Origin of the sequence: Tranquillimonas rosea, from assembly GCF_900111315.1 — a bacterium.
Classification (GTDB): Bacteria; Pseudomonadota; Alphaproteobacteria; order Rhodobacterales; family Rhodobacteraceae; genus Tranquillimonas; species Tranquillimonas rosea.
Window position 1 is genome coordinate 160,249 of record NZ_FOGU01000001.1, and the last position, 15,731, is coordinate 175,979.

At 69.5% G+C, this 15,731-nt stretch carries 16 protein-coding genes; 8 read left to right on the forward strand and 8 right to left on the reverse strand.

Annotated features, from left to right (window positions below):
• Positions 1-76: 76 nt before the first annotated feature.
• Positions 77-1,147, reverse strand: coding sequence for a multiple monosaccharide ABC transporter substrate-binding protein (gene chvE / locus BMZ25_RS00750; RefSeq protein ID WP_092686945.1), 1,071 nt, complete (start codon positions 1,145-1,147; stop codon positions 77-79).
• 199 nt (positions 1,148-1,346) lie between these two features.
• Here chvE and BMZ25_RS00755 point away from each other — a divergent pair, with 199 nt between their 5' ends.
• Both BMZ25_RS00755 and BMZ25_RS00760 read left to right on the forward strand, forming a co-directional pair.
• Positions 1,347-2,315 (forward strand): LysR family transcriptional regulator, encoded by a 969-nt coding sequence (locus BMZ25_RS00755; protein ID WP_092686948.1) that lies wholly within the window; start codon positions 1,347-1,349, stop codon positions 2,313-2,315.
• A 62-nt stretch (positions 2,316-2,377) separates the two neighbouring features.
• Positions 2,378-3,838 (forward strand): NAD-dependent succinate-semialdehyde dehydrogenase, encoded by a 1,461-nt coding sequence (locus BMZ25_RS00760; protein ID WP_092686951.1) that lies wholly within the window; start codon positions 2,378-2,380, stop codon positions 3,836-3,838.
• A 33-nt stretch (positions 3,839-3,871) separates the two neighbouring features.
• On the opposite strand, the gene BMZ25_RS00765 is transcribed toward BMZ25_RS00760, so the two are convergent.
• The gene (locus BMZ25_RS00765) at positions 3,872-4,795 is read right to left on the reverse strand and encodes an ornithine cyclodeaminase family protein (protein ID WP_092686954.1); all 924 of its coding nucleotides are present in this window, start codon (positions 4,793-4,795) and stop codon (positions 3,872-3,874) included.
• 64 nt (positions 4,796-4,859) lie between these two features.
• Positions 4,860-5,129 carry a hypothetical protein gene (locus BMZ25_RS00770; RefSeq protein WP_092686957.1) on the reverse strand — a complete coding sequence of 90 codons (270 nt, stop codon included), beginning with the start codon at positions 5,127-5,129 and terminating at the stop codon, positions 4,860-4,862.
• Positions 5,130-5,356: 227 nt separating this feature from the next.
• Between BMZ25_RS00770 and BMZ25_RS00775 the strand changes: the two genes are divergently transcribed.
• The 6 genes from BMZ25_RS00775 (at position 5,357) to BMZ25_RS00800 (ending at position 11,444) form a co-directional block, all read left to right on the forward strand.
• Positions 5,357-5,977 (forward strand): CDP-alcohol phosphatidyltransferase family protein, encoded by a 621-nt coding sequence (locus tag BMZ25_RS00775; RefSeq protein WP_092686960.1) that lies wholly within the window; start codon positions 5,357-5,359, stop codon positions 5,975-5,977.
• Entirely contained in the window at positions 5,974-7,188 is a 1,215-nt protein-coding gene (locus tag BMZ25_RS00780; protein WP_092686963.1) for an ABC transporter substrate-binding protein, read from the forward strand. The genes BMZ25_RS00775 and BMZ25_RS00780 overlap by 4 nt, the downstream gene beginning before the upstream one ends.
• Before the next feature lie 27 nt (positions 7,189-7,215).
• On the forward strand, positions 7,216-8,943 hold the full coding sequence (locus tag BMZ25_RS00785) for an ABC transporter permease (protein WP_092688141.1): 1,728 nt from the start codon (positions 7,216-7,218) through the stop codon (positions 8,941-8,943).
• Entirely contained in the window at positions 8,936-9,574 is a 639-nt protein-coding gene (locus tag BMZ25_RS00790) for an ATP-binding cassette domain-containing protein (protein ID WP_092686966.1), read from the forward strand. The genes BMZ25_RS00785 and BMZ25_RS00790 overlap by 8 nt, the downstream gene beginning before the upstream one ends.
• A 74-nt stretch (positions 9,575-9,648) precedes the next feature.
• Positions 9,649-10,614: an ATP-binding cassette domain-containing protein gene (locus BMZ25_RS00795; protein ID WP_092686969.1), complete on the forward strand. Its 966-nt coding sequence runs from the start codon at positions 9,649-9,651 to the stop codon at positions 10,612-10,614.
• Positions 10,611-11,444 carry an ABC transporter permease gene (locus tag BMZ25_RS00800; protein WP_092686972.1) on the forward strand — a complete coding sequence of 278 codons (834 nt, stop codon included), beginning with the start codon at positions 10,611-10,613 and terminating at the stop codon, positions 11,442-11,444. The genes BMZ25_RS00795 and BMZ25_RS00800 overlap by 4 nt, the downstream gene beginning before the upstream one ends.
• A gap of 134 nt (positions 11,445-11,578) precedes the next feature.
• Here the strand turns inward: BMZ25_RS00800 and BMZ25_RS00805 are convergent, their stop codons facing one another.
• The 5 genes from BMZ25_RS00805 to BMZ25_RS00825 form a co-directional block, all read right to left on the reverse strand.
• Positions 11,579-12,052 carry a Dps family protein gene (locus BMZ25_RS00805; RefSeq protein WP_092686975.1) on the reverse strand — a complete coding sequence of 158 codons (474 nt, stop codon included), beginning with the start codon at positions 12,050-12,052 and terminating at the stop codon, positions 11,579-11,581.
• Complete coding sequence (locus BMZ25_RS00810; protein ID WP_092686978.1) at positions 12,045-12,500, reverse strand: hypothetical protein; 456 nt, start codon at positions 12,498-12,500, stop codon at positions 12,045-12,047. The genes BMZ25_RS00805 and BMZ25_RS00810 overlap by 8 nt, the downstream gene beginning before the upstream one ends.
• 106 nt (positions 12,501-12,606) lie before the next feature.
• The gene (hemP, locus tag BMZ25_RS00815) at positions 12,607-12,774 is read right to left on the reverse strand and encodes a hemin uptake protein HemP (protein WP_092686981.1); all 168 of its coding nucleotides are present in this window, start codon (positions 12,772-12,774) and stop codon (positions 12,607-12,609) included.
• Positions 12,775-12,951: 177 nt separating this feature from the next.
• On the reverse strand, positions 12,952-15,048 hold the full coding sequence (locus BMZ25_RS00820; protein WP_235859744.1) for a pyrroloquinoline quinone-dependent dehydrogenase: 2,097 nt from the start codon (positions 15,046-15,048) through the stop codon (positions 12,952-12,954).
• A 5-nt stretch (positions 15,049-15,053) separates the two neighbouring features.
• Positions 15,054-15,428 (reverse strand): hypothetical protein, encoded by a 375-nt coding sequence (locus BMZ25_RS00825; RefSeq protein WP_092686984.1) that lies wholly within the window; start codon positions 15,426-15,428, stop codon positions 15,054-15,056.
• Between the last annotated feature and the right edge of the window lie 303 nt (positions 15,429-15,731).

The following is a 15,731-nucleotide window of genomic DNA, read 5'->3' on the forward strand; positions in this document are numbered from 1 at the left end:
CCCTGCCCGCCCGCGATACGGCGCGGCCAGGGGACGGCTCGGTCGGGGCCGCCATGCCGGCCCCAACCCTCCAAGATCACTCGATCTCGCTGCGCTCGTAGTAGCCGCTCTCCAGCAGGACATCCTCCCAGTTCTCGGAGGTCACCGGCACCGGTTCGAGCAGGTAGGACGGCACGACCTTGACGCCGTTGTCGTAGGTCTCGGTGTCGTTGATCGGCGGCTCGTCCCCGCCGAGGACCGCGTCGACCATCTGGACCGTGACGCCGGCCAGTTCGCGGGTGTCCTTGAAGATCGTCGAGTACTGGTCGCCGCGCAGGATCGCCTTGATCGACGGGATCTCGGCGTCCTGGCCGGTGACGATGGGCATCTCCATGTCGCCCGAGCCATAGCCGACGCCCTTGAGCGACGAGATGATGCCGATCGACAGGCCGTCATAGGGCGACAGCACGCCGTGCACCCGCATGTCGCCGGTGTAATTGGCCGACAGCAGGTTATCCATCCGCGACTGCGCGACCGAGCCGTCCCAGCGCAGGGTACCCACGGTGTCCATGCCGCGCTGGCCCGAGACGACGTTGATCTTGCCCTCCTCGATCAGCGGATCGAGCACGCTCATGGCGCCATCGTAGAAGAAGTAGGCGTTGTTGTCGTCGGGGCTGCCGCCGAACAGTTCGACATTCCAGGTCTCGGCGTCGGGGAAGCGCTGCTTGAGCCCGTCGACCAGGTTCGTCGCCTGCTGCACGCCCACCTGGAAGTTGTCGAAGGTGGCGTAATAGTCGACATGCTCGCTGTCGCGGATGAGCCGGTCATAGGCCACGACATCGATCCCCATCGCGTCGGCGTTGGCCAGCGCGTTCGACAGTGTGGTGCCGTCAATCGCCGCGATCACAAGCACGTCGACGCCCTTGGTGATCATGTTCTCGATCTGGGCCAGCTGGTTGGGAATGTCGTCCTCGGCGTATTGCAGGTCGGTCTCGTAACCGGCCTCCTCGAACTGACGCACCATGCTCTCGCCGTCCGAGATCCAGCGGGCCGACGACTTGGTGGGCATGGCGATGCCGACATAGCCCTCATCCTGCGCCACGGCGGGCGCGGCGAACGTCCCGGCGACAAGCGCCGTCGTCGCGAGGCAGCGAACGAGTGTCTTCATTGAAATGTCCTCCCGGCCGCCCTCGTCCCCTTTGGCGGGGTGGGTGCGGCTCATGGTTTTTCGTTTCCTCCCGGACAGCACGGGCGAAGCCCCGGCTGCCACCGACACCGAAGTGTCTGCGCAGGACGTTAGCGACCGGTAGCCATGCAGTACAAATACCTTTACAGAGGATGGATATATCAAAAAGAATATATCGGACATGCCGGGCGACGACCGTGACTTCCTGATCCGCCAGGGGCTCAAGCTGCGGCACCTTCGGCTGATGGCCGCGCTGGAGGAAACCGGGCAGATCAGCGCCGCGGCCGCGTTCCTGAACATGACGCAGCCCGTGGCCTCGCGGCTGCTGGCCGATCTCGAGCGTCTGCTGGGCGCCTCGCTCCACGATCGCCACCCGCGCGGCATCACCCTGACGCCGACGGGGCGGCTCTTGGCCGCGCGGGGCCGGCGGCTGCTGTCCGAGCTGGACGAGACGGGCCGCGAGATCGCCCGCCTCACCGCGGGCACGCGCGGTCGGGTCCATGTCGGGTCGGTCACCGGCCCCGCGCTGGAGCTGGTTCTGCCGGCGATCCGCGAGGCCCGCGTCACCCTGCCCGAGATCGAGATCGCGGTTCAGGTCGGCACCAGCGACGAGCTGGGCGAACGGCTGCTGTCGGGCGAGCTGGATTTCTACATCGGCCGGCTGCACGATTCGATGGATGCCCGCGCCGTCACCCTGCGCCCCATCGGGCCCGAACCGATCAGCCTGATCGTGCGCACCGGCCATCCGCTGACCCGCCGACCCGGCGCGGACCTGTCGGACTGCCTGCGCTATGACTGGGTGATGCAGCCGCCCGGCGGCCTGTTGCGCCGCACCGCCGAGGCCTACCTGCTCGAACGCGGCCTGCCGGTGCCCGACCGCATCGTTTCGACCTCGTCGCTGCTGCTGACGCTGGCGATGATCGGCGGCTCGAACGCCGTGGCGCCGGTGGCCCGCTCCGTCGCGCGCTTTCACGGCGGCCGCGACGGGATGGACGGGCGCATCGTGCAATTGCCCATTGCCACCGACATGGCCGTGGTGCCGTATGCCCTGGTTCAGCCCGCAGACCGCGCGCCGTCGCCCGCGGCGCAGACATTCCTGGGGCTGATCGAGGCCAAGCTGTCACCCCCGGCCGCGCGCGCGGGCCCTTGAAACCCGGCACCATTCGCCACCACACTCAGCCCAACGATCCCGAAAGCAACGTGGAGGGCGCAATGGCGTTCGAAGATCTCGTCGCCGACACGGACCTCGTCCGGTCGAAAGCCTATATCAACGGCCAGTGGACCGACGGCCGCGGCACCGACACCTTCGAGGTGCGCGATCCCGGCACCGGCAATGTCATCGGCGAGGTGTGCAGCGCGACGGTCGACGACGCGACCGACGCGGTGGGCGCGGCGCACGGCACCTTCGCCACCTGGTCGCGCACGCTTCCGGCCGAACGCAGCGCGCTCTTGAGCCGCTGGTACGACCTGATGATGGAGCACCGCGAGGACCTGGCCAAGATCATGGTGCTCGAACAGGGCAAGCCGCTGTCCGAGGCTCGCGGCGAGATCGACTATGCCGCCAGCTTCGCCGACTTCTACTCGGAAGAGACGAAGCGGATGAACATCGAAAGCGTCACCTCGCACCTGCCCGACGCCGAGATGGAGCTGTGGCGCGAGCCCGTGGGCGTGGCCGCGCTGGTGACGCCGTGGAACTTCCCCGCCGCGATGCTGACGCGCAAGGCCGCCGCCGCCATCGCCGCCGGCTGCACCACCGTCGTCCATCCCTCGCGCGAGACGCCGTATTCCGCCCTCGCCCTGGCCGAGCTGGCCCACCGGGCGGGCTTTCCCGAGGGGCTGTTCAACGTCGTCCCCGGCGAGGCGTCGGCGATCGTCAAGCAATGGACCGACGATTCCCGCGTCCGCGCGCTGTCCTTCACTGGCTCGACCGAGGTGGGGCGGCTGCTCTATCGCCAGTCCAGCGACACGATCAAGCGCCTGATCATGGAGCTTGGCGGCCACGCCCCGCTGATCGTCTTTGCCGACGCCGATCTCGACCGCGCCGTCGACGAGGCGGTGAAGGCCAAGTTCGCCACTACCGGGCAGGACTGCTTGGGCGCGAACCGCATCTTCGTCGAACGCTCGGTCTACGAGGCGTTCTGCGACAAGTTCGTGCGCAAGGTCGAGGGCATGAGCCTGGGGTACGGGATGGACGACCCCGATCTCGGGCCGCTGATCCACGACCGCGCCGTCGCCAAGCAGGACGAGCACGTCAAGGACGCGCTGGCCAAGGGCGCCACCCTTCGCACCGGCGGCAAGCTGCGCGAAGAGGGCAGCCTCTACTACCTGCCCACCGTGCTGACGGACGTGCCGCGCGACGCCGTCATCATGCAGGAAGAGACCTTCGGCCCCGTCGCGCCGGTCATGCCCTTCGACACCGAGACCGAGGTCGAGGAGGTCGCCAATTCCACCGAATACGGGCTGGTCGCCTATCTGCACACACTGAACCCCAGCCGCATCTACCGGCTCAGCCGGTCGCTGCAGTTCGGCATGGTCGCGATCAACCGCACCAAGATCACCGGCGCGCCGATCCCGTTCGGCGGCATGAAGCAATCCGGCATCGGGCGCGAGGGCGGCCGCTATGGCATGGAGGACTTCATGGACATCAAGTACGTCTGCCGCGACTGGTCCTGACGCCATCGGCGGGGCGGCCCCGCGCCGCCCCGTCTATTTCTGGCGGGCGATGTAGTCTGCGATCATCAGGTCCAGATGCGCGCCCCCGCCGTTCTTGAACACGGTCACGTCCGACGCGTCCCGCCGCCCGGACGCGCCGCCCACGAGATCGTAGAGATCGCCCAGCACGTCGGCCTCGCCGATCACGCCGTTCGCCAGCGGGATCGTCAGTTCCCCGATATGGCCAAGCGTGGTGGCGCGGCTGTCGACGAACAGCCGACCCGTCGAGATCAGTGCATCGTCGGCCTCGCGCATGTCCGCCTTGAACGCGCCGATCAGGTCCACATGGGTGCCGGGCCGCACATGCGCGGCATGCAGCACCGGCTCCCGCGCCATCGTCGCGGTCGACACGATGTCCGCCTCGTCCAGAGCCGCACTCAGGTCCGGGGCGACGCTGACCGGAACCGCCGCCGCCTCCTGCGCCGCGCGGAACGCCTCGGCCTTGGCCGGGTCGCGCGCCCAGACGAGGATCCGCTCCAACCCTGTCAGCACGGCGGGATAGGCCCGGACGAGGCTGGCCGCCACCGTGCCCGCGCCGACGATCAGCAGGGTGCGGCTGTCGGCCCGCGCCAAAAGTCGCGCGCCCAGCACGCTGTCGGCGGCGGTCTTGAACTCGGTCACCAGCCGGCTGTCGATCACCGCGCTCAGGTGGCCGTCCTCGGGTGAAAACACGAACATGCCCCCCTGCACCGTGGGCAGCCCGCGGTCTGCATTGCCCGACATCACCGTCACCGCCTTGACGCCGTATCCCAGCCCCGCGATATGCGCCGCCCGGTTCAGCAGCGTCGCGTCCGAGGGCCCGAGAAACAGGTCGTCGACCTCGGCCCGCGCACGCCTGTGACCGGCCTCCAGCGCATCGACGGCCGCCGCCCAGGACAGCCGCGGCGCCATCTCGTCGTAGCCGATCATCTCCGTCATCGCGTCCCCCCCCCAGTGCACCTCACGCGACCCTAGCCACCGGGCCGCGCCGCCACAACGGGCCTCAATGCGGGCGGCTGGCATCCTCGGGGCCGGGCTGGTCCAGCCGGTCGGCCATCTTCAACAGCTCCACCGCCCGGCTCAAGAGATGCTCGACCACGTTGCTACCGCGTGACGAGGCCAGCTCGAACGCCGCGGATTCGATCAGGTGACTGGCGCAGATCAGGGTCCGCCGCGGCGTATCGCACGGATCCGCGCCGGCAAGCTCGCCCTTCAGCGCCTCCAGCGTCTCGAGCGAGGCGAGCACGGCTTCGGAGCGGGTCATGTCGGTCATGGCTGTCTGCCTTCTTGTCCGGGCATTTGGTGGCTGTGAGCCGAGTGGCGCATCGCCACACGCGAATCCAGATGCTAAAAAGTTGTAATGCCGGCGGCGCCGGATGTGGACCGCTCTTTCTGCAACCGTGTCCTGCAAACCTCGCTCTGCTCTCACTTTCCCGTCAGGGCGATTGCCGAACGCGGCCCGCGGCAGCATTGATGAGTGCAGATCAGGGAGGTCCGAGAATGCTCGACGCCGGAGCGCGCCGGATCATCGATCCGCCGCTGAACATGCTGGGGCGCCACGTCGCCAGGACGGGTATCGGCGCCAACGCCGTGACGCTCGCGGGCCTCGCGCTGGGCCTGGTGGCGGCGGGCCTGATCTATGCCGACCGCCCGTGGCTCGCGCTTCTCTTCCTCGCAATCTCGCGACTGGCCGACGGGCTGGACGGCGCGGTCGCCCGCGCCACGGCCAAGACCGATTTCGGCGGCTATCTCGACATCGCGGCGGACTTCCTGTTCTACGGCGCGGTTCCCCTCGCCTTCGTGCTGAACGACCCCGCGGCCAACGGGGCGGCCGGGGCGTTCCTGCTGGCGTCGTTCTATTTCAACGCGACCAGCTTTCTCGGCTACGCCATCCTGGCCGAGAAACATGACATGGAGACCGCCGCGCAGGGCTCCAAGTCGCTGTATTTCTCGAACGGCATCCTCGAAGGGACGGAAACGATCGCCTTCTTCGTCCTGCTCTGCCTGCTGCCCGGCCTCTTCGCGCCGCTCGCATGGGTGTTCGGGGCGCTCTGCTACGCCACCGCGCTGCTGCGCATCGCCGCCGCGCACCGCATCTTCACGACCACGGAGTCCCCATGACCAAGCTCTCGACCGCCCTCGCGCTCTCGGCGGCCTGCCTGCCCGGCGCGGCCCTCGCCACCGACGCCCCCGATCCGTCCGACTGGCAGGCCGTGCTGGACGCGGCCGAGGGGCAGACCGTCTACTGGCACGCCTGGGGCGGCTCGACGGCGACGAACGACTTCATCGCCTGGACCGGCGACCGCGTCGAAGAGCGCTTCGGCGTCACCGTCGAACACGTCAAGCTCGCCGACACCGCCGACTCCGTCACCCGCGTCCTGAGCGAGAAGCAGGCCGGCGAGGACGCGGACGGCGCGGTCGACCTGATCTGGCTGAACGGGCCGAACTTCGCCCAGATGAAAGAGGCCGACCTGCTCTGGGGCCCGTTCGCCGAACAGCTGCCGAACTGGCAATACGTCGATACCGAGGACAAGACGGTGCGGACCGACTTCACCGTCCCGACCGAGGGGTTCGAGGCGCCCTGGGCGATGGCGCAGGTCGTGTTCATGTACGACACCGACGACATGGACGGCGCCCTCGGCAGCGCCGAGGAGATCCTCGACTGGAGCGCGGCCAATCCCGGCCGCTTCACCTATCCCCAGCCGCCGGATTTCCTGGGCACGACCTTTCTCAAGCAGGTGCTGATCGACATCACCGACGACAACGAGGTGCTGTCGCAGCCCGTGTCCGAAGCCGACTACGACGCGATCGTGGACCCGCTCTGGGCCTATCTCGACGAACTGACGCCGACCCTGTGGCGCGACGGCCGCGCCTATCCCGCCACGGGCCCCGCGCAGTTGCAGCTGATGGCCGACGACGAGATCGACCTCGCCATCTCGTTCAGCCCCGGCGAGGCCTCGACCGCCATCGCCGACAACCGCCTGCCACCCGCCGTGCGCACCTTCGTGCTGGACGACGGGACGCTGGGCAACGCCTCCTTCGTGGCCATCCCCTACAATTCGGGCTCCAAGGCCGGGGCGATGGCGCTGGCGAACTACCTCATGTCGCCCGAGGCGCAGGTGCACGCCCAGGACCCGGATGTGCTGGGCTATGGCACGGTGCTCGACATGGACAAGCTGTCGGACGAGGACCGCGCCGCGTTCGAGGCGCTCGATCTCGGCGTCGCCACGCTGTCGCCGGACGAGCTGGGCGAAGTCCAGCCCGAGCCGCATCCCAGCTGGATGACCCGCATCTCCGAGGAATGGACCGCGCGCTACGGCACCGGCCAGTAACCGGCGATGGCGACGCGGGCCCACCGCATGTCCGGCCGCGTCGCCCCGTCGGGGCCGTCCGCGCACGCCGCGCCGCCCCTGCTGGCCGCGATGCCGGCTCTGACGCTGATCGCCATGCTCGGTCCCGTGGCCGCCGGCCTTGCCGGGACCCTCCTGCCGGCGCTGGGCTACCTGCCCGCCGCCGGCCTCACCGACTGGTCGACCGACGCCTTCGCCGCGCTCTGGGCCTGGCCGGGTCTGGGCGCCGCGACGCGGCTGTCGCTGACCACCGGCCTTTTCGCCACCGCGGGCGCGCTGGGCATCGTGACGCTGATCCTCGCCGGCTGGTCGGGGACCCGCAGCTTCCGGCTGCTGGAGCGGCTGCTCTCGCCGCTGCTGTCGGTCCCCCACGCGGCGACGGCGTTCGGGCTGGCCTTCCTGATCTCGCCCTCGGGCTGGCTGGCGCGGCTGACCTCGCCCTGGGCGACCGGATGGGACAGGCCGCCCGACCTGCTGATCGTGCAGGACCCCTGGGGCCTTGCGATGACCGCCGGCCTCGTCGCCAAGGAGATGCCGTTCCTGTTGCTGATGGCGCTGGCCGCGCTGGGACAGGCGGATGCCGCGCGGCGGATGCGGGTGGCGCGGTCGCTGGGTTACGGGCGCGTGACGGGATGGCTCAAGACCGTGTTCCCTGCGGTCTACGCCCAGATCCGGCTGCCGGTCTACGTGGTGCTCGCCTATTCCATGTCGGTCGTGGACGTGGCGATGATCCTCGGCCCGTCGACGCCGCCGCCGCTGTCGGTGCAGATCGTCATCTGGATGGGAGATCCGGAGTTGCAGCGCCGGCTGGTGGCCGCGGCCGGGGCACTCCTGCAGCTTGGGCTCGTCGTCGGCGCGCTGGCCGCCTGGCGGCTGGGCGAGATGGCGGTGGGACGCCTGGGCTGCCTTTGGGCAATGAACGGGGGGCGGGGCCGCCGCGACGCGGGCCTGCGGTATGCCGGCTTCGCGTTCGGAACGCTGGCGGCGCTGGCGGTGCTGGCCAGCCTCGCCTGCCTGGGGCTCTGGTCGGTGGCGGGCTTCTGGGGCTATCCCGCGCCGCTGCCCGACACGCTGGACCTGCAAAGCTGGACGCGCCACCTGCCCGGCATCGCCGCGGCGGGGGGCACCACGGCGCTGATCGCCTTGGCGGCGACGCTGGCGGCGCTGGTGCTGGTGACCGGCTGCCTCGAAGCCGAGCACCGCAGCGGCCGCGCCATCACACCGCGCGGTATGTTCCTGATTTATTTACCTTTGCTCGTGCCGCAGACCGCGTTCCTGCCGGGGCTCCAGACGCTGCTGCTGACGCTCGGCGCCGATACCGGGCTGTTGCCGGTCATCGCCGCGCATCTGGTGTTCGTGCTTCCTTACGTGTTCCTGTCGCTGGGCGATCCTTGGCGGGCCTGGGACGGCCGCAACGCGACCGTCGCGGCGGCACTCGGCACGAGCCCCGCGGGCGTCCTGTTCCGCATCCGCCTGCCGATGCTGCTGCGCCCGATCCTGACGAGCGCGGCGGTGGCCATCGCCGTCTCGGTGGGGCAATACCTGCCCACGCTGCTGGTCGGCGGCGGCCGCGTCTCGACCCTGACGACCGAGGCCGTCGCGCTCGCCTCGGGCGGGGACCGGCGGGCGATCGGGGTCTGGGGCGTGGCGCAGACGGCGGCGGTGTTCCTGCCCTTCGCCCTGGCGTTGGCCCTGCCCGCGCTGATCTGGCGCCACCGGAGGGGATTGCATGGCTGACGGATTGCAGCTCGACCGCGTCTGCATCGAACGCGACGGCACACGGTTGATCGAGATCGACCGCACCGTCGCACCCGGCGAGGTGCTGACCGTGATGGGCCCCTCGGGTGTGGGCAAGTCCACGCTGCTGGCCTTCATCACCGGCACCCTGCCCGCCGGCTTCTCCGGTCACGGCACCGTGCGGCTCGACGGAACCGACATCACCCGCCTGCCGCCCGACCGGCGGCGGGTCGGAATCCTGTTCCAGGACGACCTGCTGTTTCCCCATCTCAGTGTCGGCGCGAACCTCGCCTTCGGGCTATCGGAAAATGTTTCGCGCGCGAAACGCCGCGAAAAAGTCCAGCATGCGTTGGACGAAATCGGCCTGCCGTCGTTTTTCGACCGGGATCCGGCCACCCTGTCGGGCGGTCAGAAGGCGCGCGTCGCGCTGATGCGGATGCTGTTGGCCGACCCCCGCGCGCTGCTGCTGGACGAGGCGTTCTCGGGCCTCGACGCCGCGCTCCGGGCGCAGATGCGCGACCTCGTCTTCGCGCGGGCGACAGACCGGCGGCTGCCGGTGCTGATGGTCACCCACGACGCCGAGGACGCCCGCGCGGCCGGGGGCGCGGTGATCGAGCTGGGTGCCGCCTGAGCCGGCCCGTTTTCCGCGTTCCGTCCGCCCCGTCCTGTGCTACGACAGCGGCGTCATCATTGGAGGCGGAGACGATGACCGATGCGGCACCCACTCCCGCGATCGAGGCGCGCGGATTGCGCAAGAGCTTCGGCGGCGTCGAGGCCGTGGCCGGGATCGACCTGATCGTGCCACGCGGCGCGATCTTCGCCGTGCTCGGCCCCAACGGCGCGGGCAAGACGACGATGATGCGGATGCTGGCCACGCTCGCCACACCGGACGCGGGCCGCGCGACGATCATGGGCCACGACCTTTCCGCCGATCCCCAGGGCGTGCGCGCGGCCATTGCGATGACCGGGCAGTTCGCGTCGCTCGACGAGGATCTCACCGGGCGCGAGAACCTGGTGATGCTGTCACTGCTCTGGGGCTTCGGCTGGCGCGGGGCGCGGCGGCGGGCGACCGAGCTGCTGGCCGCCTTCGACCTGGCCGACGCGGGCGGCAAGCGGGTCAAGGATTATTCCGGCGGCATGCGCCGGCGGCTCGACATCGCCGCCTCGCTGGTGGTGACGCCGGGGGTGCTGTTCCTCGACGAGCCGACGACGGGCCTGGACCCCGGCGCGCGGCAGAAGGTCTGGCGCATCATCCGCGGCCTCGCCCGGTCGGGCGTGACCATCCTGCTGACGACGCAATATCTCGAAGAGGCCGACCAGCTGGCCGAGCGGATCGCCGTCATCGACCGCGGCCGCAAGATCGCCGAGGGCACCAGCCGCGAGCTGAAGGCGGCCATCGGCTCGGGCATGCTGCACCTGACGCTCGCCGATCCCGCCGTGCTTGATCAAGCCTCGGCGCTGCTGGCGGCACGGCTGGGCGAGAGCGTCCAGCGCAGCCCAGAGGGCGGCAAGCTGTCGGTCCCCGCCCGCAGCAGCGCGGCGGCGGCCGCGGCGCTGACCGCGCTGTCGGAGGCCGGCATCGAGGTCGCGGATTTCTCCCTCGGCTCGCCCAGCCTCGAAGAGGTGTTCTTCGCCCTCACCCATGACGAAACGCGGGAGGCCACGGCATGAGCGAAGCGACGACGGACCGTTCCGCGCGCGAAACACCCGCGCTGGGGCAGGTCGAGCGGGTGGAGCGGCCTCGCCGGCCCTCGGCGGGGCAGAACGCGCTGGTCTTCGGCTGGCGCGCGGTGCTGAAATTCGTCCACGTGCCCGAGCAGCTGTTCGACCTGATCACCACGCCGATCATGTTCACGCTGCTGTTCACCTTCGTCTTCGGCGGCGCGCTGGCCGGGACGCCGCAGGACTACCTGCAGTTCTTCCTGCCGGGCATCCTCGTGCAGACGGTGACGTTCAACGCGGTCTATTCCGGCATGGGCCTGTCGACGGACCTGGAAAAGGGGTTGTTCGACCGGTTCCGGAGCCTGCCGATCTGGCCGCTCGCCCCCTTCGCCGGCCTGATGGTGGGCGACATCCTGCGCCACCTGATCGCCGGGCTGATCATCCTGACGATCGGGCTGGTGCTGGGCTATCGCCCCGAGGCGGGGGTGCCGGGGGTGGTGGCAGCCTTTTCCCTGCTGATCGTGATCGCGCTGGGATTCGGCTGGATCTTCCTGGTGCTCGGACTTCTGGTGCGGACGCCGATGACGGTGATGACGCTGGGGTTCAGCTTTCTCTTTCCGCTGGTCTTCGCCTCGAACGTGATGGTGCAACCCGATACGATGCCGGGCTGGCTGCAGACCATCGTCGCCGTGAACCCGGTGAGTCTGATCACCACGGCGATGCGCGGGCTAATGGCGGGATCGGCGAGCTGGGGCGATCTGGCGCTGGCGCTGATCGCGCCGGCGGTGCTGACGGTCACGCTGGCGCCGGTGGTGCTGGCGCTCTACCGGCGGCGCTGAGCGCTGGCGATCGGAACGGCGCGCCCTGACGGGCGCATGCGATGTCTGCGGCGGCCTCCGGCCGCCGCGTCTGGCCGCCCCGCCGGGGCGGCGCCTCCGGCGGGGATATTTTTAGGCAGAAGAAGCGCCCGCACTCAGACCTGCAGGTGGGCGCGGAGCATCCAGGCGAATTTCTCGTGGATGCGGCCCCGCTCGATCGCGAGGTCCTCGGTCAGGGTGTCGCCGTTGCCGGCCGCGACGTGACCCAAGCCCGCGAGCGTCGAGGCGATCTGCTCTTCGGCCTTGGCGAGACGGTCGACCATCTCGCGGTCGGTCTGGTGGCCGTCGGCCTCGTCCACCTTGGAGCGTTCGAGCATGCCGGCGAGATTGCCCTCGGCATGGCAGTCGAGGGCGCGGAGACGCTCGGCGAGGTCGTCCTGGCCGGCGAAGTGATCCTCGTAGATTTCCTGGAACAGCGCGTGCAGGGGGCCGAAGGCCATGCCCTTGACGTTCCAGTGGAAATTCTGGGCCAGCATGGTGGTGACCACGGTTTCGGCGACAGACTGGTTCAGCGCGTCGGCGATCGCCTCGAGGGCGGAGGGTTCGAGGGTGCGTGCGGTCTCAGCCATGATGTGTCCTTTCCTTCGGATCGTCGTTCTCTTCCCACATAAGGCGTGCCAGCCGGGCCGCAAGGAAGCCCAGCGACCGGCGGGCGCCATGCACCAGGCGGGAGTTCAGCAGGAAGGTGGCCGAGGCCTCGTCGCCGCGGCGGAGGGCGGCCACGAGCGAGATCAGCCAGCGCTCGTCGAAACTGAGGTCCGCCGCGCCGGGGCGGTATAGGATCGGCCGGCGGCCGAGCCCCTGGTCGAGGGTGCGGACCAGCGCCTCGGCGAAGGCGGGCGCGCCGGCCTCGGGGTCGGTCCCGAGGAGCGCGCAGGCCTGGAACAGGTCGGTGCGGGACGCGGCGCGGCAGCGCAGCGCCGAAAGGCGCAGGCGGTTGAGGAGCGCCCGGTCGGCCTCGGGCAGCGCGTGCGCGCCATGGGGCGCGGTCGTGTCGGGACGGGGCGTGGCCGTCATGGCGGGTCCGTGATCGTTGTGTTGCGGGGGCGCGGCCAATCCTGACCGCTTCACTCGGAAATGGGCGCGGGCTGTGCCGGGGTCAATGCCGGCGCGTAGCCACGCCTCATTTCGTGAGGATGAGTTTCCCCGCCTTGGTGATCCGGAGATAGTAGGTCTGGCCGTCGAGCAGGATACGGGCCTGGGTGCCGGCGCCGGTGACGCTGCGCGCGTCGTAGGTGGGCATGTCGCTGGCGGAGGCGTGGAAGACTTGAGGGTCGGGGCTGTGGGTCATGGCACGGTCTCTCAGACTCTGTCGGGATGGCCCGAAACCATCGTGTCCGGACACTGAGAGTATTCCTGATTAAAATGGTAGGTCTTGTCAACTCTCCCGGCGGGCGGGGCGCGCGGGATCGTCGTTCAGTGCCGGTCAAGGCGGCGGGGCGACGTACGGGACGCCCCGCCGGAGGGATCATTCGGGCAGCGCGTAGACCGCCACCTGGTCACCGACCTGGTCCTTGAGGATCGTGTTGCCGCCCGCGACGAAGGCCACGTATTGCCGGCCCTCGTATTCGTAGACCGCGGGGTTGGCGACGGCGGGGGCCATCGCCTGATCCTCCCAGAGCTCTTCGCCGGTCTCGAGCGAGTAGGCGCGCAACTTGGCGTCCATCGAGGCGCCGATGAAGATCACGCCACCTGCCGTCACGGCCGGACCGCCGATCGTGGGCGAGCCCCAGCTTTCGGGCATGAAGAAGCCGTATTTCTGGCTCGCGCCCACGGGCTTGCGCCAGTCGATTTCGCCCGTGGTCATGTCGATCGCCACCAGCTCGCCGAAGGGCGGCTCCCAGCAGGGCATGCCGAGCCAGTTCAACGCGGTGCCGAGCTGCATTCCGTAGGGCGCACCCTCCTGCGGCGAGAACCCGGTCTTGTTGCCCGAGCCGCTGTCGGCCTCTTCATAGGCCTCGCGCTCGTAGAGCTGGATGAACTGGGTGATGTGAGAGGTGTTCACCACCGCGACCTGGCTCTCGGCGTTGAAGGCGACGCCGCCCCATTGCACGCCGCCAGCGCTGTCGGGGTAGGCGAGCGTGCCCTCGCCCTTCGTCGTGGGCGGGGTATACATGCCCTCGTACCAGAGGTTGTCCCACAGCCGCGAACATTCGCCGAAGCCCACGAGGTCGGCCAGCCACCAGACATCGGGCTTTTCGGCCTGATCCAGCAGCGGTTCGGGCCGGGTCGGGACCGGCTGCGTCTCGGGATAGACCTCGCCCTCGACGGTGCCGTCGCCGCGCGGGACCTCGCGTTCCTCGATGGGCCAGACATCCTCGCCCGTCTCGCGGTTCACGACGAAGAGATAGCCCTGCTTGGTGCCCTGGATCAGCGCCGGGATCTCCTCGCCGTCGACGGTGATGTCCATCAGCGTGGGCGCGGAGTTGGTGTCGTAGTCCCAGATGTCGTGGTGCACCCACTGGCGGTGCCAGACCTCTTCGCCCGTCTCGATGTCGACGGCGGTGGTCGAGGTGGCGAGCGGCGCCTCGCCGGTGCGGTTGCCGCCCCAGTAGTTCGGCGAGGGCGAGGACACCGGCAGGTAGACCAGCCCCAGTTCCTCGTCCGCCGACATGTGCGTCCAGACATTGGCGGTGCCGCTGTCCTCGCGCATCTCTTCGGGGAGCGTCTCGAAGGTCCATTCCAGTTCACCCGTGCGGGCGTCCAGCGAAAACACCGTGCCCGGCGGGGCCTGCTCGAACGCCCAGTCCTTGCCGGCCCAGCCGAGGACAAGGTGGTCGCCGACAACTGTCGGCGGTTGCAGCAGCGACAGCGGCCAGCGGTCGTTGGTGTCGTTCCACTGGTTCACGTCCAGGACGCCGGCGTCGCCGAAATCGGCGCAGGGTTCGCCCGAATCGGCGTCGACGGCGAAGAGCCGCGCGTCCATCGTGCCGATATAGACGATCTTCTGGCAGCTCTCGCCCTCGACCGGGTCGTCGGCCTCCCAATAGGCGACACCGCGGTTCTTGAGCGCGGGCTGGGTCAGCGCCTGGAGCCTGGACTGGGTGTCGAAGCTCCACTTCTCCTCGCCCGTGGCCGGGTCGAGCGCCAGGATGCGGTAGAACGGGGTGCCGATGTAGAGCGTGTCGTTGGCGAAGACCGGGGTCGCCGACCAGACTGTCGCGGGCAGGTCACCCGACCCGTCGGAGACATCGCCGGTATGCACCTCCCATACCTTTTCGATCCGGTCGACGTTGTCGGCGGTGATCTGGTCGAGGGGGCTGTATTTCTGCGCGTTGAGCTGACCGTGGAAGGAATCCCAGGTCGGCGTCTCGGGCACGAGCGGAATCGGTTCGGCACTGGCCTGCGTCTCTTCCGCCGCCGCGTCGTCGTCGCCGGCGTCGGTCGGTTGCTCGGCGGCCGTGTCAGCGCCGTCGTCGCCGGACGGCGCGGACGCCTCGCCGGTGCTCGCGCCTTGGTCATTCTGCGACGGCGCCGGGTCGGCCTCCTGCGCGAGTCCGCCGGTCGCGGTGAGGATCAGGGGTAGCGCGGTGGCGAGACCGCGCGTCATCGGGTGTCGGATCATGGGGATCATCCTTTGGTGCGGGTCGGGTCGGCCGCGCGGGCGGGGCGCGTCATGTCGAGGAAGATGCCGATCAGGCCCAGCACCATCGCGACTCCGACGAACCAGCGGTGCAGCAGCAGCCCCGCCACCAGTGCCGCGAGGAGGCCGGCGAGGATCACGAGGCGCAGCACGTTGCGCCCTGCCCGCCCCCGGAGCGCGGGCAGCACCAGCGCGGCGAGCGCCAGGACCAGCGTGCCGATCACCAGCCCGAGGGCGCCGAGGGTGCCGTTCACCCCGGTCAGCGGTGTCAGGTAGGCGTAGAGGGCCAGCACGAAGGCCGCCACCGACCCCGCGAACACGAGGATCGCGCCGAGTCGGTAGGATGTGGGAGAAGACGTCATTCAAAGCTCCTTGGGTCCGCCGGAGCGGCAGCGCCGGACCGACGGGTGTTCGGGACAGGCCACGTGGCGCGGACGGCAGGGCCCGCGCACGGGCGTCGCGGCGTCGCCGTATCGGGTCGACTTGTCAACGAGGGGCAATTGCTACGGGCAACATCGAACGAACGGCCGGGACGACGGCCAAGTTCCCGAGTTTCCGGTGAAAATCCGACCTTCCGGGCGACAAACCTCGCGGCCAACCTGTCTCTTGGCGCGAGCCGTGTCCGGTTTTTGATTGGCGCCCGCCGCGCCCGCGCGGTAACCCGT